Here is a 19,206-nt window from a genome sequence, read left to right on the forward strand (position 1 = left end):
CACCAAACGTTGGCGGCCCCGGAAAGGCGCCCCGACGCGGGACCGCGGCTCAGTAGCGCTGCGGCGCCTGCGGGTTGGCTGCGAGCTCGGCCTCCACCTCGGCGTGGAATTTCTTCTCCACGATGAAGGACAGGAACGGAACCACGCCGCCCAGCGCCAGCAGGATCAGCTTCAGGAACGGCCAGCGCATGAGCGACCACAGCCGGAAGTTGGAGATCAGGTACACCACATACATCCAGCCGTGCACGATGAGGACTGCGACGGAAAGGTTGACCCCGCCCAGCACGCCGTGGGGTTCAGCATCCGCAAAGCCAAAGCCGAAGGGCTGGCCGGTGACCGCGTTGGTTCCGCCCGCGAACAGGTACTGCCCGAACCCGTAGCGGGCGATCAGTTCGGCGCAGAGCAGCAGCAGCATGGCACCGGTGAGGTAGGCCAGGACCTTGTAGAACTTCAGGGCTGAGCGGATCTGGGCCTCGGTACCGCCGAAGCGCCGCTTTTTGCCGGCCGTTTTTCCGGTGGCCTGCGTGGGGGTGGCCGGTTTTGGATCGATCATGGCTGTACCTTTTGCTGGTTCTGTTCAGGGTGCTGGGGCTGCTCTGGGGAGATGGCATCGTGCTCTTCGTCGAGGCTGTCCTCGAGGTCCCGGTGGTAGTCGTCCTTGACCAGCCGCCACCAGATGAAGAGGGCGAAGCCGGCGAACACTACCCATTCCAGGGAGTAGAAGAGGTTGAGCCAGTTGATCTGCTGTGCGGGGGGCTGGGGGCCGATGTTCAGTGGCAGCAGGTCTCCGGGCACCGCGGCGGGGCTGACGTCCGCTCCCCCGGCCACCTCGGCGGTGGCAGCTACGAAGCCCGGGTAGCTGCTCACTTCCCAGTAGTTGATCAGTTCCGCCACCGAAACGGCGGTGGCCTCCCCGGGTGCGGGTGCCTTGCCGGGCAGCGGGGCTTCGGATGGCAGGAGCCGTCCGGTCAGTTCGATAAGGCCCGACGGCGGTGCTGCCGCGTCACCGGGTTCCGCCACCCAGCCGCGGGCCACGGGGATCCACGTCCGGGGCGAGGCGGCGGCGCCGCTCAGTGCCGGGGCTCCGTCGACGGCGAAGGCGGAGACCACCCAGTAGCCGGTCTTTCCGCCGTGCAGCCGTCCCGGGACCAGGACCTGCTTGGCCGGGTCATAGGTGCCCTGGGCGCTGACCATCTGGTCGGCGTCGGTCCCGTGGAAGAATTCGCCCGGCTGCAGGGTGTCCGTCAGCGCCTGGACCTGCTCGGTAGCGGGGTTGACCGGCACCTCGGGCGATGTGGAGCGCCCGAACTGCCACTGGCTGAGCAGTACGAAGACCCCGGATATGGCGATCGCGAAGACGAAGCCTGCGATCCATCGGGGCTTAAGGGCAGTTTTCCACACGTCTTAACCGTACTTCGTACTTCTGTAGAACAACTAAACGCCGGCCCTGAAAGGTAGCCTTGGCCGGCCCGGCACCGGCTCAGTGGTCGAAGAACACCAGGCTGGAGTTGATGAGTTCGGCGATGACCTCGGCGTCGTAGGCACGGCGCAGCGATTCGCGGAACGATTCCTTGGACAGTGACCGGGCCAGGGTTGCCAGTACCTCAAGATGGTCGGAGAACGAACTGGCCGGGGTGGCGATGAGCAGGATCACGGTGGCGGGACCGTCCGTCGCACCGAAGTCCAGCGCGTGGCCGTACTTGGCGATTCCTACGGCGATGGACGTGCGGGAGACGAACTCGCTGCGGGCATGCGGCAGGCCGATGCCGCCCGGCAGTCCGGTGGCCAGCTGGTGTTCCCGGGCGTTGACGTGTTTGAGGAACCCCTCCAGGTCCGAGACGCGGCCGGCGGCGAACAGCCGCTCGGCCAGCTGCGTGGCGGCGTCGGCCTTATCGGATGCCTCCAGTTCCAGGATCACCATCTCCGGGGTGGTGAGGTCGGCATCATACGGGTCAAGTGGTTCCGCCAAGGCGTATCCCTTCGGTCAGCAGTGCTGGGCTATCAGCCCCTCAGCGCAAGGGCACGATGTCTTCCACGCCCAGGCGGGCGGCGTCTGCGGATTCGTCGTCCGGCTGTTGCTGGCTGAGGCGTTCGGCCTCTACACGCGCAATGTAGTGCCGGACCTCATTTTCTCGCTGCGCGTCGCTCCAGCCAAGGACGTCACCCATCAGTTTAGCGACAACCGGAACGGCGGACACACCCCGGTCCCAGGCTTCGATGGAGATCCTGGTCCTCCTGGTCAGGACGTCATGGACGTGGCGGGCCCCCTCGTGGGTGGCGGCGTAGACGGCCTCGGCCTGGAGATAGTCGTCCGCTCCCGGGATCGGTTCTGCCAGGGACGGGTCCTCTTCGATGATGGCCAGCACCTCGGGCGTCATGGACCCGTACCGGTTGAGCAGGTGTTCAATCCGGGCCACGTGCACACCGGACTCCTCGGCGGTGCGGTTGCGCCGGTTCCAGGCGGCCCTGAAGCCCTCGGCGCCGAGCAGCGGGATGGTTTCCGTGCAGCTGGGCGGAACCCGTTCGTCCATGGTGCGGGTCGCCTCGTCCACGGCGTCCTTGGCCATGACCCGGTAGGTGGTCCACTTGCCGCCGGCCACCACCACGAGGCCGGGGACGGGGTGGGCCACCACGTGTTCGCGGGAAAGCTTGGCGGTGGAGTCGTTTTCGCCAGCAAGCAGGGGCCGCAGCCCGGCATACACGCCCTCCACGTCTTCCCAGGTGAGCGGCCGCTTGAGGACCTGGTTGACGTGCTCAAGGATGTAGTCGATGTCCTTGCTGGACGCCGCGGGGTGGGCTTTGTCCAGGTTCCAGTCGGTGTCGGTGGTTCCGATGATCCAGTGCCGGCCCCAGGGGATGACGAACAGCACGGACTTCTCGGTCCGCAGGATCAGCCCCACGGTGGACTGGAACCGGTCCCGCGGCACCACCAGGTGGATGCCCTTGGATGCCCGGACCTGCAGCTGGCCGCGCTCGGTCACCATGGCCTGGGTTTCATCCGTCCAGACCCCGGTGGCGTTGATGACCTGCTTGGCGCGGATGTTGAACTCCGTTCCGTCCTCGCGGTTGACCACCTTCGCCCCCACCACCCGTTCGCCCTCGCGCAGGAAGTCCACCACGGCCATCTGGTTCACGGCGTGTGCACCGTAGTAGGCAGCAGTCCGGATGAGGTTGGCAACGTACTTGGCGTCATCCACCTGGCCGTCGTAGTACCGGATGGATCCCACGAAAGCATCGTTTTTCAGGCTCGGGGCGGCCCGCAGGGTGCCACGCCTTGTGAGGTGTTTGTGGAAGGGAACGCCGCGGCTGTGGCCGCTGGAAATCGACATGGCGTCGTACAGCGCGATGCCTGCGCCCACGTATGGCCGCTCGATGAAGGGCTTGGTCAGCGGGTAAAGGAAGGGCACCGGGCGGGCAAGGTGGGGCGCCAGCTCGGAGAGCAGCAGTCCGCGTTCCTGCAGGGCTTCCTTGACCAGCCCGAAGTCGAGCATTTCGAGGTAGCGCAGGCCGCCGTGGATAAGTTTGGAAGACCGCGAGGACGTGCCGGCTGCCCAGTCGCTTGCTTCGACGATGCCGACGCTCAGCCCGCGGGTCACGGCGTCAAGGGCCACTCCCGTGCCAACGATGCCGCCGCCGACAATGAGGATGTCCAGTTCCTGGCCAGGCTGGGAAGTGTCCCGGAGCCGCTGGATGGATGCTTCCCGGGCTGCCGGGCCGAGGGCTCCGCCGTGTGCAGGAACAGTCTTCATTGAACGCCTCCAGTGCCGGTAGTAAAACCACAGTACTTGCTTGCAGCACGCTTGGGCAGGCTGGCCAGGGGCATGTGCGGCCCCTGGCCAGCCGCAGTCATCAGTTCCCTGAGTAGGGGGAAACGACGACGTCGACCCGCTGGAATTCCTTCAAATCCGAGTAGCCGGTGGTCGCCATGGAGCGGCGGAGCGCGCCGATGAGGTTGGACGTTCCGTTGGTGTGGTGGCCCGGGCCGAAGAGGACTTCCTCCAGCGGCCCGACGGTCCCGACGTTGGCGCGGTCGCCGCGGGGCAGTTCCAGGTGGTGGGCTTCCTGGCCCCAGTGCCAGCCCTTGCCGGGAGCCTCTTCGGCGCGCGCAAGCGCGCTGCCCAGCATGACGGCGTCGGCGCCCATCGCGATCGCCTTGACGATGTCGCCGGAGGTGCCCATGCCGCCGTCGGCGATGACGTGCACGTAGCGGCCGCCGGATTCGTCCATGTAGTCGCGGCGGGCGGCTGCGACGTCGGAGATGGCGGACGCCATCGGGGAGTGGATGCCCAGCGCGCGGCGGGTGGTGGTGGTGGCGCCGCCGCCGAAGCCGACCAGCACGCCGGCTGCACCGGTGCGCATGAGGTGCAGTGCGGGCGTGTAGCCCGCGGCGCCGCCCACGATCACCGGAACATCCAGCTCGTAAATGAACTGCTTGAGGTTCAGGGGCGCGTGGTCCTTGGACACGTGCTCGGCGGACACGGTGGTGCCGCGGATGACAAAGATGTCGACGCCGGCGGCCAGGACAGTCTTGTAGTGCTCCTGGGTGCGCTGCGGGGTGAGGGAGCCGGCAACGGTGACGCCCGCTTCGCGCATCTCGGCGAGGCGGGACGTGATCAGTTCAGGCTGGATGGGCGCCTTGTACAGTTCCTGCATCCGTCCGGTGACGGCAGGGCTGTTGGTCTCGTCCTGCAGCGCGCCGATCTCGTCCAAAATGGGCTGCGGGTCCTCGTAGCGAGTCCAGAGGCCTTCGAGGTCCAGGACTCCCAGGCCGCCCAGCTTGCCCAGGGCAATTGCGGTGGCCGGGGACATGGCGGAATCCATCGGCGCTGCGATGACGGGCATGCTGAACTGGTAGGCATCGATCTGCCAGGAGACGGAGACGTCCTTGGGGTCGCGGGTACGACGGTTAGGGACGATTGCAATGTCATCCAGGGAGTAGGCACGACGCCCACGCTTGCCACGGCCGATCTCGATCTCGTAAGTCACTGCTCTAGGTTATCCCAGCAACGTGTTGACCTTGTTTGGCATGGGCAGCGGTGCCCATGGCAGCGGCCTCAAGAAGTCCGTAACCTAGGTCCGGGGGCTCGGAAAACGCTCCCGTGCCCGATTCCAAGGAGAACAACCATGGCCCCTGGCCTTTACGGTGCCGACATCGAACAGTTGCGCTCGCTCTCCAAGTCCATGGGTCAGTCAGGGCAGCAGCTGCTGAACACGGAGCGCCAGGTCAGCAGCCTGATCTCAAACGCCGCCTGGAAGGGCAGCGACGCGGCCAACTTCCGCCGCGAGTGGAGCAGCAACCTGCGCCCCATGCTCAACAAAACGTCCCAGTCCCTGATCGACGCCTCCCGTACTCTCTTGACGCAGGCCGATGAACAGGAAAATGCCAGCACCAACGGGGGCACGGTCGGTCCCGGACCGGGTGCCCCAACCCGTCCGGCAGGGCCCGGAAATCCCGGGGCAACTCCGTCCACCGGGCTTGAAGGCATCCTCTCCGTCGCCGGAAGCCCGGAATGGTGGGCCGCCAACGCCGCAGTGACCGCGGCAGGCCTCTATACGGACAGCCTCCTGGCCACCATGGCCAAAGGCGACCTCCTCACGAAACTGACCAACTGGCCCTGGCTGACCGCGCAGTACGCCCAGGCTCCCGGGGCTGGCTATGTGCGTGGAACACAGCTCCTGAACGGCACTTCGATGCTGGGACGCCTTTCCGGCGGACTCGGGATGGTCACAGGTGCGTTGCAGATCAGGCAAGGCGTCGCAACGGGCAACACCGGGATGGCGATCGACGGCAGCATCTCGACCATCCTGGCTGCAGGAAGCTTCATTCCAGGCGCCGGCCCCTTCTTCGCCGTTGCCGGCATTGCCTGGGGTGGCATGGGCCTGCTTGCCACGAACCTCGGTTATGGTTCAGCCTCGGAAATGGTGGGCGATGCGGCCACAAAGACCGTCGATGCCGTAGCCGAGGGCGCGAAGAAGGTCTGGGGTTGGCTCACCTGACACCCCGGCTTCCCTGGAAGCTTCCATAGAATAAGTCCCGAGACCTGTCTACCCAAAGGCTGCTGTGACCACTCAAGAAGACGCACCCCTGCTCATTACTGAACACGAACTCATTGCCCTGATCGCCCTGGCGGGAACCAGCGCAGCACTGAGGTGCCAGAGCCTGTTCAGGCTCGACGACGCCGCGGGTGCACCGCTTGAGCAGGCGGGAGTCGCGACGCTCCTGGAACGGGGCCTCATGAAGGTGGAAGGCGAGAGCCTCGTCCCGGCAGGTCCCGCCACCAGCGTCGCGGCTGTATTGGCAACCTCCAATGCCTGGCTGGAGGCCGCCCTGGTCACACCCAAAGCGGAACATGTCTACTTCCTGTTCGGTTCCGGGGAAGGCGCACTGATCCTCAGCCTCAGCAAATACGGTGTCCACGAACTGCGTCCCTTGACCAATGCCGACGGCATGTTCAAAACAGCCATCGAAATGGTCACCTTCTATCTCGGCTCCGCTCCGGATGGACGCCCCGCCGCGGCAACGCTCCGGCGGCACCTTGCGGATAAGTCCTTCCGTTCAGTCCACGTCAAGGCGGGTCGGGACGGTTCGCTGGAAATGGCAGCAGGTGATGGGGAAGGCCTGGCCACGGAGTCCCTGCCTGCCGATGACCTGGAGAACCGGGTACGCAAAGGCCTGGGTCTCTAGGCCGTTATGACAAGTCAAACCCCCCATCACGCCCGGCCCGCCCATCCCCTTGAGTACTGGCTCTCCCCCGATCTGGCACAGGTGAGTCCACCCAACGCACCGTCCCGATTGCGGCAACTGGCCGACGCCCAGGGCACCGTGGCAGCAGGCTGGAGCAGCGCGATCGCCGGCGGACCTGTCCTTGCCTTGGCCGGCGCGTTCTACTCAGCTACGTCAGGTAATCCTGCCGCCCTTGCCGTCCTCGGCCCCTTGGGTGCAGCCCTGGCGGCGCTCGGCCTGTTGTTCTGGAAGCGGGTACGCACAACGCTACCCAATACCGATAAGAGCCTCATTACCCGCGGACCTGGATCAGCCCGTGGCGGCATCGTCATGGTGTCAGTACTGTCGGCCATCATTGGCGGGATCCTCTTGACGCCCCTGCCGGCGGCCGCCGACAGGGGAGACGGCACTGTGCTGGTACTGGCCGGCACCTTCCTGCTGATCGTGGCCCTCCTGGTGGCCTGCATCCTCGTCCCCTCCGTGGTGTTGGGCCGGGCACGGCAATCCTTCCGGCAGCGGGTCCAATCGAACCCGGAACTGCGCAGCGCTGTGGAACAGGACCTAGCCGTGTGGCGCGATCCCTACGGCAATGCCGGCTACGGTCCGCTCTGAGGTGACCGGGTGGGCAGGCGGTGGGTTTTCGACGGGCACATTGCCGGCATCGGCACCGCCTCCGGTCTCCGCGCCGTAGTAGGGATCTGGCAGCACTCCCCTTTCGGGTCCTTCGCGGACGTTATGCTCCAGCAGCCGTCCGGGCACCGGCTGCTGTTGGCGCCCACCCAAGAAGCCGCTGACTTCATTTCAACCACCTATAGCTTCGACGAAGTCCAGGTGCTGGACGTGTCAGCGGAGCTGGACCGTCATCGGCTCGCTGTGGACGCCGGGCCCTTGGCGATCCGCGCGGAAGTAGGACCCAGAACCTTGCTGGGGACCGCGCTGCGGGCAGTCCCCCGGCGCCTCGCTGTCCATCCCCGCTGGCTGAGCGGCGTCAGCCCGCTGGCGGCTTTGGCGGCCCCGGGCGCCCGGACGTTCGGGACCGCCGGCAACGGGCGGCTCGAATACTACGGGGTCAGCGACCTGCACCACATCACCTCCGCCGTCGTGACCTGGGAAGGGGCCGACGCCGGTGCCCTGGCGCCCATCCGGCCGGCGGTGACGTTTGGGTTCAGCAGTGTCCCGCCGCGTCCCAGCCTGGCACGGGTGCGCACCACTGTTGTGGAGGCCTAGGTTCCGGTCGCTTCCTCTACGCTGAGCTGGGATTCGAACATCCGGAAGTAGCGGCCGCGGAGCGCCACCAGTTCCCGGTGAATGCCCTGCTCCACGATCCTGCCGTCTTCGAGCATGTAGACGATGTCCGCCTTCTCAATGGTGGCCAGGCGGTGGCTGATGGCAATGATGGTGCTGCTGCGGTCCGCGAAGAGCCGGGTGAAGATCCGGTGTTCGGCCAGGGCGTCGATGGCTGATGTTGGTTCGTCCATCACCATGAACGAGGCGTCCCGGTAGAAGTTGCGGGCCATGGCCAGACGCTGCCACTGCCCCCCCGACAGGCCACTGCCCTTCCGGCCCCGCGGGTCCTCCATCCAGTTGCTGACGTGGTTCTCCAGGCCATTGGGCAGTTTGTTGATGAAGTCCAAGGCTTCGGCATCTGCGGCAGCGTGTCGTATCCGCGCGTCGTCCCTAGGCGAGTCGACGTCGCCGAAGTAGATGTTCTCCGCGGCCGTGGCGAACTCGTACTTGAGGAACTCCTGGCTCAGCACCGCAAGGTGGCGATGCCAGGAGGTGACGTCGACGGCGGCGAGGTCCACGCCGTCGAGCATGACCTGCCCTGAGTCCGGCCGGTAGAGGCCCGCAAGGATGCGGATCAGCGTGGACTTTCCGGCACCGTTCTCCCCCACAATGGCGATGTGCTGGCCTTCGCGGATGGTCAGGCTGATCCCTCGGATCACTTCCATCTCGCTTCCGGTGTAGGTGAAGCGGATGTCCTTCAGCTCCACCTCTTTCGGCGGTCCCAGCAGCGGAGGTGCGTGCTCGGAATGGACCGGCAGGGCCATGAACAGCTCGTAGTCCTTGAGGTTCGCCAGGTCCTCGTCGATGGAGCTGAGGGAAGACACAAGATTGTTGGCGGTGGATAACGCCCGGCTGACGATCTGCTGCACATAGAGGAACTGGCCCACCGGCTGCGCCCGTGCGATGATCTGCCCCACCATCCAGATCAGCGAAACCACCTCGGCGCCGTACTGCAGGGCGTCGGCGGCCAGCTGCTTGGGAATGTAGCGGCGCTGGAAATCAAGACGGCGGCGCTCATCCGCGTCACGCAGCCGCGAACGGAGATCCATCAGGAAGCCGACGATGCCATAGAGCCGCATCTCGGCGATGTGCTGCGGTCGGAGCAGGTTTTGTTCGATCATCCGCCGTTGGCGGCGGGAGTCCACCTGGGTGTTCCAGTGCGCGATCTGCTCCCGCGACAGCTTGAACTGCAGGTAGACGCTGGGCACGATGGCCACCAGGACAATCACCGCGATCCACCAGCTGACCAGCAGCAGTGCGCCTACGGCCAGGATCACCGAAACGAGTTGGGTGAAGATCGCCGCGATCCGGTCCAGGACCCGCGCGTAGGAGTCGGAGAACCGCTTGGCGCGGTCGTAGAGGTCCACGGTTTCTTTGTCGTCATACCGCCAGAACTCGAGGGCGAGGAACCGTTCGTACATCTGGTCCCCGACGATGGCGCCCACCTTGAAGCTCATCAGTTGCTGGATGTAGCGGTCAACGCTGGTGAAGGCACCCCAGAAGAGTCCCAGGGCGGCAGTGATGATGACGTAGACGATGGCCAGCTGACCTGCACCGGCATCCCCTGAGTAGGCGGCCGCGAGTGCCGTGGTGGTGAGGGCCGCGAAATAGGTGGTGACCAGCGGCAGCACGGCCGAGATGAGCGAGCCGAGCACCTTCATAATCACAGCGCCCGGGGAGGCACGGAAGCTGACGCGCAATACCTGCGCCACGGCGCGGGCATAGGGCCGCAGGGCAAGGCGGCGCTGGGGCTCCCTTTTAGGGGTTAATTCGGCCGGATGGCCTGGTGAGGACATGGCTCCAGCCTAGCCCCGGCGCGTGTCCTAGTATTTTTCGCCGTACTCGTACTCCGGGAAGTCGAAGCAGACGCTGAAGCTGTCGACCTGGAGGCTCTCAGGCCCGTCCCAGATACCCACGATCAGATGCGTGCCGTCGTCATGCAGCAAGTCCACGACGCGGTCGCCGTCCTTGTCCGTGTCGTCGCTGGCTGTCCAGCCGTCCTGGCCGGAAAGGCTCTCCCGGACCTCGTCGAGGAACTCGTTGCGGTCCAACCCGGGCCGCAGCTCAACCTGTCCGGTACCGCTCCATTTTTTCCGGTCGACCCCGCATGACAGAAGGCTCGAGGAAGTACTTTCGAAGACGGAAATCACCAGGTCCTCGGGAACCCGCTGGACAATCTCATGCTGGAGGGAAAGAACTTTCGTTTTTGCTTCTTCCAGCGTGATGTCGGACGTGTCATCGCTTGCTCCTGCTGCTGCGCACGATGAAAGGCCCAGTGCCAAAGTGGTTGCTACCGCGGCCTGCTGCCATGTTGCACCCCACTTGCGAGGATCCCTCACGGATAGATTCCTTCCTGATATCCCTCATTGCCATGCCGTTCTTTGTAAGAGCATTTATCCACCGAATGTACTTTAGGGCAGAAAAAACCGGGATGGGCAGAAATGCCCATCCCGGCTTCAGTGCACGTGGTCCTAGCGCGAACCGTAGTTCGGCGCCTCGACCGTCATCTGGATGTCGTGCGGGTGCGATTCCTTGAGCCCGGCCGGGGTGATCCGGACGAACTTGCCCCGGGCCTTCAGCTCGCTGATGGTGGGAGCGCCGGTGTAGAACATGGTCTGGCGGAGGCCGCCCACCAGCTGGTAGGCGACGGAGGCGAGCGGACCGCGGTAGGCCACGCGGCCTTCAATGCCTTCAGGGATCAGTTTGTCGTCACCGGACACGTCCGCCTGGAAGTAGCGGTCCTTGGAGTAGGACGTGTTCTTGCCGCGGGATTGCATGGCACCGAGGGACCCCATGCCGCGGTAGGACTTGAACTGCTTGCCGTTGACGAAGATCAGTTCGCCCGGCGACTCGTCGCAGCCTGCCAGGAGGGAACCAAGCATCACGGTGTCGGCTCCGGCAACCAGCGCCTTGCCGATGTCGCCGGAGTACTGCAGGCCGCCGTCGGCGATCAGGGGAACACCGGCAGGGATGGCTGCCTTGGCGGATTCGTAGATGGCGGTGATCTGTGGGACGCCCACACCGGCCACCACGCGGGTGGTGCAGATGGAGCCCGGCCCCACGCCCACCTTGATGCCGTCAGCGCCTGCGTCGATCAGGGCCTGGGCGCCTTCACGGGTGGCTGCCTGGCCACCGATGATGTCCACGTGGGCCGCAACGGGATCGGACTTGAGGCGGCGGATCATGTCCAGCACGCCCTGGGAGTGGCCGTTCGCGGTGTCAACGAACAAGGCGTCGACGCCGGCATCAACAAGTGCCATGGCGCGCTCCCAGCCGTCCCCGAAGAAGCCGATGGCGGCGCCCACGCGGAGCCGGCCCTCGTCGTCCTTGGTGGCCAGCGGATACTGCTCGGCCTTGGTGAAGTCCTTCGTGGTGATCAGGCCCTTGAGCCGGCCCTGCTCATCAACGAGGGGAAGCTTCTCGATCTTGTTGGTGGCCAGCTTGTGCGAGGCTTCCTCGCGGCTGATGCCCACGTGCCCGGTGACCAGCGGCATCTTGGTCATCACGTCGCTGACCAGCCGCAGCGGGAAATCCGACTCCGGGACAAAGCGGGTGTCGCGGTTGGTGACGATGCCGAGGAGGCGGTTTCCCTCGTCAACCACCGGCAGGCCGGACACCCGGTACTGGGCACACAGGTTGTCCAGCTCCAGCAGCGTTGCTTCGGGGCGGATGGTCAGCGGGTTGGTGATCATGCCCGACTCACTGCGCTTGACGCGGTCCACCTGGTCCGCCTGGTCGGCGATGGACAGGTTGCGGTGCACCACGCCCAGGCCGCCCTGGCGTGCCATGGCGATGGCCATCCGTGACTCGGTCACGGTGTCCATGGCGGCGGACAGCAGCGGGGTCTGTACGGTGATCCGCTTTGAAATCCGCGAGGAGGTGTCGGCCTCGGACGGGATGACGTCCGTGTGGCCCGGCAGGAGCAGGACGTCATCGTAGGTCAGGCCGATGAAGCCAAAGGGGTTGTGTTCGGGCTCGGTCATGAGTGCGCCTCTTACCTTGGTTGCTGGGGCGGGCAGGGGTTGCAGCCGATGACCAGCCCGTCATTACGGAACTGGCCTGTGCAGAAGATGGGGACACCGCGATGAACGGCGTTCCGGGGCAGAAAGTGTTGAGTAAATATTAGAACCTCCGCGCCGATCCCCCTATTCCACGGCTGCAATGTGAGCAACCGCACGGCCCCGGGCTGTGTAGGCCCGGCCAGCGGCGGCTCAGCTCCAGCCCGTGGCGGCCAGCAGGCGCTGCTCGAACATGGGGATCATGCTCTCCACGTAGGTCCGGGTCAGGTGGTTGTCGTCCTTATAGACGTAGACGTTCCCCACCACGGCCGGGCAGACTCCGCGGGCGCAGATGAAGTCGCTCAGGTCCATCAGGTGCAGGCCGTCGAGCTTGCCCCGGTAGCTTTCCAGGGGCGAAGGCTCCACGAGCGACTCGCTCAGGGCAGGGTTGCATTCGGGCGCGTCGGCACCGTTCCGCTGGACGCACTCGGGCATGTTGAACGTGAAGCGCGGATTGTCCCGGATGCCCACCACCTCGATGCCTGCCTCGGTGAACGGGCGGACGCCGTCCAGGTAGCCGGGAACTTCGGTTTCGAACGGTGCCTCTTCATGGGTCAGCGAGGCAACGGTGAACACCGCGTCAGGCCGGTGTTCCAGCACGTACGCGGCGCTGGCGCGGTTGTAGGCGTTGCATTCGGCGTTCCTGGTTTCCGACTCGGCCCCGAACCGGCAGGCCGGCATCAGCAGGGTGACCAATTCCCAGCCCCGGGCTTCCGCGATGGGTGCCAGCGCGCCCAGGTACTGCTGGGAATGGGAATCACCGAGCACGACGATCCGCTTGGTAGCGCCTTCATCAGGGACTGCCTGCCGGCACCCTTCCAGGATGGGGTCGGCGGTGGCGTTCGCGCCGGCGCAGGGGGCGTGGATGCCGGCCCAGTCGTTATCCAGCGCGGACGGGCCCGGAATGATCTTCGCCCCAGGCGCAGGCATGGCGGCGTTCTCCGGGCTGAGTGCCGCGGCCCCGGGCGTGAGCTCGCGCGGCTGTGCCGCCGTCGCCGCTTCCTCTGCAGTGAGCGTCGTCTGCCATACGGCCACGGGTCCGGCAAGGACGGCACCGCAGGCAACAATGACGACGGCGGTGCGCCACGCCCGCAGTTTGGGCCAGTGCCAGTCGCGCAGCGGCTTTTCCACAAAACGCGTGGTGAGGACGGCAAGCACGATGGAGGCCCCGACGATGGCCAGGCCCTGGACAAGGTTGGGCGCCTCGACGCCGGTGGCGGCGAGCGCCAGCACCAGGACCGGCCAGTGCCAGAGGTACAGCGCATAGGAGTTGTCGCCCAGGGCCACGGCCGGCTTGCTGCCCAGGAAGCGGTCCACGCCAAACCGGCTGCCGGTCTGTCCCGCCACGATAATGGCGGCCGCCGCCAGAGTTGGCCACAGCGCCACGAAGCCGGGGAAGGACCGGTCCACCGTCAGCAGCAGGCCGCAGGAGACCATGGCCGCCAGGCCCGCCCAGCCCAGGACCACGCGCAGGGCCCGGCCGGGTTTGAGGTACGGCAGTGCAAGGGCGAGCAGGGATCCCAGGGCGAATTCCCAGAGCCTGGCCCGGGTATCGAAGTAGGCGTATGCCTGGTTGGTGGCGGTCTGCTCAACGGAGTATGCCAGCGAGACCGCGAAGACCGCGCCGAACGCGAGCGCCAGCAATCCCCGGTAGGTCAGTCCGCTGAAGGCAGGCATGCGGCGCAGCAGCGCCAGCAGGACGGCGGCGCCGGCGAAGACCAGCGGCCACAGGATGAAGACCTGGCCCTGGATGGACAGGGACCAGAAGTGCTGCAGCGGGCTGGCGCCGGCATGGTCCTGCGCGTAGTAGTCCACAGCCGTGTTGGCGAGCAGCCAGTTCTGGCTGTACAGCAGCGAGGCCCACGCCTGGTCCAGCACCTGCGGCCAGCGGCTTTGCGGAATGATGAGCCACGTCCCGGCCAGGACGCCGAGGATGACAACGACGGCGGCCGGCAGCAGCCGCTTGAACAGGTGCAGCCAGTGCCGCAGGAGGTTGAGCGGGGTGCCGGCTTCGACCTTCCGGACGAAGGACAGGGTGAGCAGGAAGGCCGAGATCAGGAGGAAGACGTCCACGCCGCCGGACACCCGTCCGAGCCACACGTGGTAGGCCACCACCATCAGTACTGCGAGTGCGCGGAGGCCCTGGACTTCGGGACGGAACGTGGGTTTCCGGCGGGAGCCGGCAGTGTCCGCCGGACGGCCCGGTGCAGCCTCTGTTCGCGCAATCAACACAAATGACCCCTCAAAACCGGCTGGCAAAAACATCAAGCCTACGGGCCTGCGACGCCGGATAGCCAATCATGAGAGACCCGTCACGCTTCCTTTTCTCCTGCGTGGGCACTTTCGCGGGCTGCCACCGGGGGCCGCGGAATCCGGCGGGCCAGGTGGCGCGCGTCACGGGCTGTGCCGGGGAGGGTGGCTGACGCCGCCGCGTACTGGAATTCCTGTCCCAGGAAGAACAGGCCCGGCGTCCGCAGGGCGACGCCGCGGTGCTGAGGGGGCAGCGCGCCGCCGTCGAGCATTCCCGGATCGATCCAGCTGAAGTCATCCCGGTAACCCGTGCACCACACCACGTTGGACACTTCCATGCGTGTCCCGTCCGCCAGGACGGGCATCCCGTCCTGCATTCCGGCCACCCGCGGCACGAACTGGACGCCGGCCGCGGCCAGGTCCTTGGACTTGGTCCTGATCAGCGGCGTGGCGTGCGCCTTGAAGGCGGGCGCAGCCTTGCGGCCGAGGGGTGTGCTGAGGGTCAGGACGTGGAGCCCCAGGAACCGCACGATCGGCAGGAAGTAGCGTGCCGCCGTCGGGCCGTGCTTCACCGGGAGCTCTCCCCCGGGATTGCCGGCCACACTTGTGGGATGGGTGCGGCTTACCTCGAGGGCGATTTCTGCCCCGGAGTTCCCGAGTCCCACCACCAGCACCGGGCCGGCCTGCAGCTGCCCGGCATTCCGGTACTGGCTCGAGTGCAGCTGCACGACGGAAGCGTCCAGGTCAGCGGCAAAGCCCGGGACCTTCGGCGCCTGGCTGCAGCCGGTGGCTACGACCACGTTGTGGGCCTCCCAGCGTTGGCTGTTGGAGGCGGCGACGAAACGGTCCGCCTCCCGCCACAGCCGCTCGACGCGGACGCCCCGGATGACAGGCAGCGCGAACCGTTCCGCATAGCCTTCCAGGTACCCTGCCACCTCGTCCTTTGTGGGGAAGGACAACGGATCCGCCGGGAAGGGGACCCCCGGCAGGCCGTCGTACTTGGCGGGGGTGAACACCCGGAGTGAATCCCACCGCTGCCGCCAGGCGTCTCCGGTGCGCGGATTCGCGTCCAGGATGAGGAATGTCCGGTTCTGTTCCTTGAGATAGTGGCCCATGGCGAGGCCTGCCTGGCCGCCGCCGATGATCATGGTGTCCAGCATTCCTGTCTGGTTGGTGTTCATGACTGTGCTCCTTGGTGGATTGCGGGAATATCTGCAGCTGAACCGTCAGGCTGTCCGGCCTCCGCGCCTGATCCTTCATGCCCGGCCTCCCGGTACCGCAGCCACCAGGCGAGCATCAGCGCGGATGCCACGATGTAGGCCAGGTGGAGGACCCAGATGGGACCGGCCGGAAGGTTGAAGACGTAGATGGAATGCACGGCATTGGCAACGTTGCTCAGGACCAGGTTGCCGAGGCTGTAGGAGGCGAGGTCCCGGGTACGGGCGGCCTTCACCAGCATGGGCAGCATTCCCAAGGCGAACAGCACCGTGGAGAGGGTGCCGGCAAGGACTGGAAGGTTCATGTTTTGAGGCTATGGCCGGGGCCTTAGAGTCCGCGTCGGCCGGATTACGCAAGTGTCCGGCCTGGTCCGGATGGGTAAAAATGTGCAGAACCCGTCAGCCCGCGAGTCCGTGCTCAAAGGCGTACCTGGTGGCCGCCGCCCTTGAGGAGAGGCCAAGCTTCAGGAAGATGTTGCTGATGTGCCTGGCCACGGTCTTCTCGCTGAGGAAGAGGTCTGCCGCGATGGCCCGGTTCCCCTGGCCGGACGCCACGTGCCGAAGCACCTCCGCCTCCCTGGGCGTCAGCGGCCCCGGAGTCCCGCCGTCGTCCTTCCGCATGAGCGTGGCCGCCCAGGCAGCGGCCGGAGCCGCTCCCAAGTCCAGCAACTCCATGTGCGCCGCCTCGAATTCCATCAGGGCAGACGCCTCGTCGCCGAGCTCCCGGCAGGCCCGCCCGATGAGGACCCGGCAGCAGGCAGCCTCAAAGGGGACACCGAGTCCAACCCACAGGTGCCATGCCTGGCGCAGCGTCTGCGATGCCCCTGTTAAGTCCCCCTCCTCAAGCCGGACGGCGCCGTCGGCCTGCTTTGCTACAGCGCGGATCATGCGCCTGGGGCATTCCCGGGCAAAGGTGATCAGCTCCTCGGCACCCTGGCGGGCCGCGGGCACGTCAGGCACTGCCAGTTCGATCTGCACGAGCGCCGGCAACAGGTGCCGGCGGGTGGCGGCGTCAGCCACCCCGGCCGCCCGCCGGATCATCGACTGCGCCTGCTGTGCGTCCCCGCGCGCCAACTGCAGGAGTGCCAGGCCCGGCTGGGGTTCATAGCCGCTGCGGGCAGCATGGCTGTAGGAAGCCTCGGCGGCATCCAGGTGGCCGCTCAGCCTCTGCACTTCAGCCTGCTGGTAATAGCCGCCATAGAGCGCCCACGGATCCCCCCTGGTGGAGCGCTCCTGGGCGACGGCGGCGGCCTGCAAAGCTTCGGTCCACGCCCCATGCAGCCGGAAGAGCTCAGCGCGGTGTGCCTGGCATTGGCCACTGAAGGCTACGGTGTCCGGGCGGGCACGGCACCAGCGGTCCAGCTCGGCGGTCCATTCAAGGGCCCGCTCAAGGTCGAAGGCGATCTGGCAGTTGCCGATGACTGCGCAGTAGATAATGCCCGACGGCACCGCGGACAGTTCGCCCGCAGTCACGGCCACCATGACCTCGTCGAACATCCCAAGGCCTTCCTCGGCACGGCCCAGTGCCAGTGTCGCCTGGCCTGTTCCCAGCAAAGCGAGCGCTGACAGGTCCTTGTTCCGGAATTGCCGGCCGAAGTCCGCGGCCTGGGAGAACAGCTCGAGGGCGGCCTGGGGATCTCCGCCGTACAATTTGCCCAGTGCAACAGGCACGAGCATAAAGCCTTGTACCGCGTCGGGTTCGGGGAGTTCGTTCACCAGTTTCTGGCCACGGGCCAGCCATCCCCCGGCACGCGCGGCCTCTCCGGCATTCGCCAGGTGCAGCACCATCCAGGCGGCGCACCGTGCAGCACCCACCACATCGCCAACCATCAGGTATTCCTCGTGGGCACGGGTGAGGGTGTCCAGGCCGGTGCCTGTGTTGCCTGTCAGGATCTCCGCCGTTGCCAGCCGTTCAAGGTCCGCCGCCGGCAGGCCGCCCTGCTGGTCGGCGTCACGGAAGTTTTGGAAGGCCTCGGTCCAGCGGTGCTCCTGGAACGCTGACCGGCCCCTGTCAATGCCCGTTTCCGCTGACACCTGGCCTCCTTCCGGATACCGCCCCCAGCCGGTTAAGCGCCACGGTACGCCCCGCAGGGGAACCGGCACAAGCGGCCCCCAGGTGCTACGACCGCAGCAGCCCGCGCAGCGTCTGAATGGTGTCCGCCTCCGCCGCCGTCTTGTCATCGCGGTAACGTTTGACACGCGCGAACCGGAGGGCGATGCCGCCCGGATAGCGCGTGGAACGCTGCACGCCGTCGATCGCGATCTCCACCACGCTGACAGGCTCCACCCATACGGTGTTAGATGTGCGCCGCACCTCGATCTCCTGGAACCTCTCCGTCTGCCAGCGCAGCAGCTCGTCCGTAAGCCCCTTGAACGTCTTGCCCACCATGACGTAGCCGCCGGGTTCGCCGAATTCGCCAGCGGGGTCGAGGGCGCCGAGGTGCAGGTTCGACAGCAGCCCCGTGCGGCGTCCCGAACCCCACTCACAGGCGAGCACCACCAGATCGTAGGTGAGCACCGGCTTCACCTTGATCCAGTTGGAACCGCGCCGCCCGGCTGCGTAGGCCGATCCCACCGCCTTCACCATCACGCCCTCGTGGCCCGCGGCGAACGCATCGCGTGCCACCCTCTCCGCAACGGCGGGATCCGCGGTGACCTCCCCCGGGATCCGGTGCCCGGGGGCAATGCGCTCCAGCACTCCGATGCGCTCGGACAGCGGTTCCTCCAGCAGGTCCCGCCCGTCGATGTGCAGCACGTCGAAGAACCACGGATGCAGCAACGTGGTGCGCACCGCATCCGCCCCAAACCGGGACATCGTCTCCTGGAAGGGCCGGGGCCCGCCGTCCTCGTCGAGAGCGAGGGTCTCGCCGTCGAGGATGACATCGCTCACCGGCAGCCCGCGCACCACGTCCACCACCTCAGGCAGCCGGTGGGTCACGTCGGCCAGGGTGCGGGTGAAGATGCGCACCTCACCGCCGGTGCGGTGCACCTGGATGCGTGCGCCGTCGAGCTTGTATTCCACGGAGGCTTCCCCGGTGACCTCCAGCGCCGCACTGGCGCTGGCCGCAGTGGCGGCGAGCATGGGCTGTACGGGACGTCCGACGACGAGGCCTACCTCCTCGAGCTCGGCCGCCGTGCCCGTGAGCGCCAGGAGGGCGGTCGCGCCCAGGTCGCCGGAGAGCATTGCCGCGCGGCGTACGGAGTCCACCGGCCGGTCGGCGGCGCGGGCAATGGCATCCGTCAGCACACCCTCAAGTGCACCGGTGCGCAGTTCACCGAGCAGCACTCCGGCGATGAATGGTTGCTCGCGTTCGGTGGCTGCCGCGGTCAGCTCGCGGAGGGTCGCGGCGCGCTCCGCCGCAGATCCTGCGCCTGCGGCGGCGAGCAGCCGGTCCAGCGCAGCATCCACGTCGGCGACGGTCAGGCCCGGTTCGGCAGCCGGTTCCCCCATAGCCGCGGTCAGGCCGTGCCAGCCAATCCCTACCCGGCCCTGCCGCGGCCTGGCAATGAGCATGCCAACGGCAGCCGGGATTTCAGCGGGCTCGAGCCGGCGTAGGAGGCCGGCCAGGAGGTCCACCTTCGCGAGCCGGGAGCGGGTGGACGCGACGGCGTCCGTGGTTGTCACGAGCTCGTCGAGCAGCATGGCACCAGTTTGCCATGCCCATCCCGT

17 protein-coding genes are annotated in these 19,206 nt (G+C 66.6%); 4 read left to right on the plus strand and 13 right to left on the minus strand.

The features are described 5' to 3' along the window. Window positions 1-49: 49 nt before the first annotated feature. The 5 genes from ACZ9BC_RS11960 to ACZ9BC_RS11980 form a co-directional block, all read right to left on the minus strand. Window positions 50-553, minus strand: coding sequence for a DUF3817 domain-containing protein (locus tag ACZ9BC_RS11960; RefSeq protein ID WP_275731104.1), 504 nt, complete (start codon window positions 551-553; stop codon window positions 50-52). Beyond that, the gene (locus ACZ9BC_RS11965) at window positions 550-1,401 is read right to left on the minus strand and encodes an SURF1 family protein (protein ID WP_476246129.1); all 852 of its coding nucleotides are present in this window, start codon (window positions 1,399-1,401) and stop codon (window positions 550-552) included. The genes ACZ9BC_RS11960 and ACZ9BC_RS11965 overlap by 4 nt, the downstream gene beginning before the upstream one ends. A gap of 79 nt (window positions 1,402-1,480) precedes the next feature. Then, window positions 1,481-1,969, minus strand: coding sequence for a PTS sugar transporter subunit IIA (locus tag ACZ9BC_RS11970; RefSeq protein ID WP_476246130.1), 489 nt, complete (start codon window positions 1,967-1,969; stop codon window positions 1,481-1,483). A 40-nt stretch (window positions 1,970-2,009) separates the two neighbouring features. Then, window positions 2,010-3,749, minus strand: coding sequence for a glycerol-3-phosphate dehydrogenase/oxidase (locus ACZ9BC_RS11975; RefSeq protein WP_476246131.1), 1,740 nt, complete (start codon window positions 3,747-3,749; stop codon window positions 2,010-2,012). Between the two features lie 100 nt (window positions 3,750-3,849). Continuing rightward, window positions 3,850-4,986 carry a GuaB3 family IMP dehydrogenase-related protein gene (locus ACZ9BC_RS11980; RefSeq protein ID WP_079597380.1) on the minus strand — a complete coding sequence of 379 codons (1,137 nt, stop codon included), beginning with the start codon at window positions 4,984-4,986 and terminating at the stop codon, window positions 3,850-3,852. Window positions 4,987-5,124: 138 nt separating this feature from the next. On the opposite strand from ACZ9BC_RS11980, the gene ACZ9BC_RS11985 reads away from it, so the two are divergent. The 4 genes from ACZ9BC_RS11985 to ACZ9BC_RS12000 all read left to right on the plus strand — a co-directional run bounded on the left by ACZ9BC_RS11985 (window position 5,125) and on the right by ACZ9BC_RS12000 (window position 7,951). Beyond that, window positions 5,125-5,997, plus strand: coding sequence for a WXG100 family type VII secretion target (locus ACZ9BC_RS11985; protein ID WP_476246132.1), 873 nt, complete (start codon window positions 5,125-5,127; stop codon window positions 5,995-5,997). 64 nt (window positions 5,998-6,061) lie between these two features. Beyond that, window positions 6,062-6,685: a hypothetical protein gene (locus tag ACZ9BC_RS11990; RefSeq protein WP_476246133.1), complete on the plus strand. Its 624-nt coding sequence runs from the start codon at window positions 6,062-6,064 to the stop codon at window positions 6,683-6,685. 6 nt (window positions 6,686-6,691) lie between these two features. Further along, the gene (locus ACZ9BC_RS11995) at window positions 6,692-7,336 is read left to right on the plus strand and encodes a hypothetical protein (protein WP_476246134.1); all 645 of its coding nucleotides are present in this window, start codon (window positions 6,692-6,694) and stop codon (window positions 7,334-7,336) included. Window positions 7,337-7,345: 9 nt separating this feature from the next. Next, window positions 7,346-7,951: a hypothetical protein gene (locus ACZ9BC_RS12000; RefSeq protein WP_476246135.1), complete on the plus strand. Its 606-nt coding sequence runs from the start codon at window positions 7,346-7,348 to the stop codon at window positions 7,949-7,951. Here ACZ9BC_RS12000 and ACZ9BC_RS12005 read toward each other — a convergent pair. The 8 genes from ACZ9BC_RS12005 to ACZ9BC_RS12040 all read right to left on the minus strand — a co-directional run bounded on the left by ACZ9BC_RS12005 (window position 7,948) and on the right by ACZ9BC_RS12040 (window position 19,179). Next, window positions 7,948-9,807 carry an ABC transporter ATP-binding protein gene (locus ACZ9BC_RS12005; RefSeq protein ID WP_476246136.1) on the minus strand — a complete coding sequence of 620 codons (1,860 nt, stop codon included), beginning with the start codon at window positions 9,805-9,807 and terminating at the stop codon, window positions 7,948-7,950. The genes ACZ9BC_RS12000 and ACZ9BC_RS12005 overlap by 4 nt on opposite strands. A gap of 27 nt (window positions 9,808-9,834) precedes the next feature. Next, window positions 9,835-10,350 carry a hypothetical protein gene (locus tag ACZ9BC_RS12010; protein ID WP_476246137.1) on the minus strand — a complete coding sequence of 172 codons (516 nt, stop codon included), beginning with the start codon at window positions 10,348-10,350 and terminating at the stop codon, window positions 9,835-9,837. 132 nt (window positions 10,351-10,482) lie between these two features. Continuing rightward, entirely contained in the window at window positions 10,483-11,994 is a 1,512-nt protein-coding gene (gene guaB / locus ACZ9BC_RS12015; protein ID WP_476246138.1) for an IMP dehydrogenase, read from the minus strand. A gap of 228 nt (window positions 11,995-12,222) precedes the next feature. Next, window positions 12,223-14,295 carry an acyltransferase family protein gene (locus tag ACZ9BC_RS12020; protein ID WP_476246486.1) on the minus strand — a complete coding sequence of 691 codons (2,073 nt, stop codon included), beginning with the start codon at window positions 14,293-14,295 and terminating at the stop codon, window positions 12,223-12,225. A gap of 86 nt (window positions 14,296-14,381) precedes the next feature. Continuing rightward, window positions 14,382-15,500 (minus strand): flavin-containing monooxygenase, encoded by a 1,119-nt coding sequence (locus ACZ9BC_RS12025; protein ID WP_476246139.1) that lies wholly within the window; start codon window positions 15,498-15,500, stop codon window positions 14,382-14,384. Further along, window positions 15,497-15,841 (minus strand): hypothetical protein, encoded by a 345-nt coding sequence (locus tag ACZ9BC_RS12030; RefSeq protein WP_476246140.1) that lies wholly within the window; start codon window positions 15,839-15,841, stop codon window positions 15,497-15,499. The genes ACZ9BC_RS12025 and ACZ9BC_RS12030 overlap by 4 nt, the downstream gene beginning before the upstream one ends. Window positions 15,842-15,935: 94 nt before the next feature. Beyond that, window positions 15,936-17,570 (minus strand): LuxR C-terminal-related transcriptional regulator, encoded by a 1,635-nt coding sequence (locus ACZ9BC_RS12035; protein ID WP_476246141.1) that lies wholly within the window; start codon window positions 17,568-17,570, stop codon window positions 15,936-15,938. Between the two features lie 85 nt (window positions 17,571-17,655). Next, window positions 17,656-19,179 carry an ATP-dependent DNA ligase gene (locus ACZ9BC_RS12040; RefSeq protein WP_476246142.1) on the minus strand — a complete coding sequence of 508 codons (1,524 nt, stop codon included), beginning with the start codon at window positions 19,177-19,179 and terminating at the stop codon, window positions 17,656-17,658. Between the last annotated feature and the right edge of the window lie 27 nt (window positions 19,180-19,206).

The sequence above is a fragment of the Pseudarthrobacter sp. TE3704 genome (assembly GCF_056279405.1).

Bases quoted from the DNA above. Each gene is read 5' to 3' on its own strand.
- ACZ9BC_RS12040 (WP_476246142.1), bottom strand. From the start codon at position 19,179: ATGCTGCTCGACGAGCTCGTGACAACCACGGACGCCGTCGCGTCCACC.
- ACZ9BC_RS11985 (WP_476246132.1), top strand. From the start codon at position 5,125: ATGGCCCCTGGCCTTTACGGTGCCGACATCGAACAGTTGCGCTCGCTC.
- ACZ9BC_RS12005 (WP_476246136.1), bottom strand. From the start codon at position 9,807: ATGTCCTCACCAGGCCATCCGGCCGAATTAACCCCTAAAAGGGAGCCC.
- ACZ9BC_RS12025 (WP_476246139.1), bottom strand. From the start codon at position 15,500: ATGAACACCAACCAGACAGGAATGCTGGACACCATGATCATCGGCGGC.
- ACZ9BC_RS11995 (WP_476246134.1), top strand. From the start codon at position 6,692: ATGACAAGTCAAACCCCCCATCACGCCCGGCCCGCCCATCCCCTTGAG.
- ACZ9BC_RS11975 (WP_476246131.1), bottom strand. From the start codon at position 3,749: ATGAAGACTGTTCCTGCACACGGCGGAGCCCTCGGCCCGGCAGCCCGG.
- guaB (WP_476246138.1), bottom strand. From the start codon at position 11,994: ATGACCGAGCCCGAACACAACCCCTTTGGCTTCATCGGCCTGACCTAC.
- ACZ9BC_RS11960 (WP_275731104.1), bottom strand. From the start codon at position 553: ATGATCGATCCAAAACCGGCCACCCCCACGCAGGCCACCGGAAAAACG.
- ACZ9BC_RS12030 (WP_476246140.1), bottom strand. From the start codon at position 15,841: ATGAACCTTCCAGTCCTTGCCGGCACCCTCTCCACGGTGCTGTTCGCC.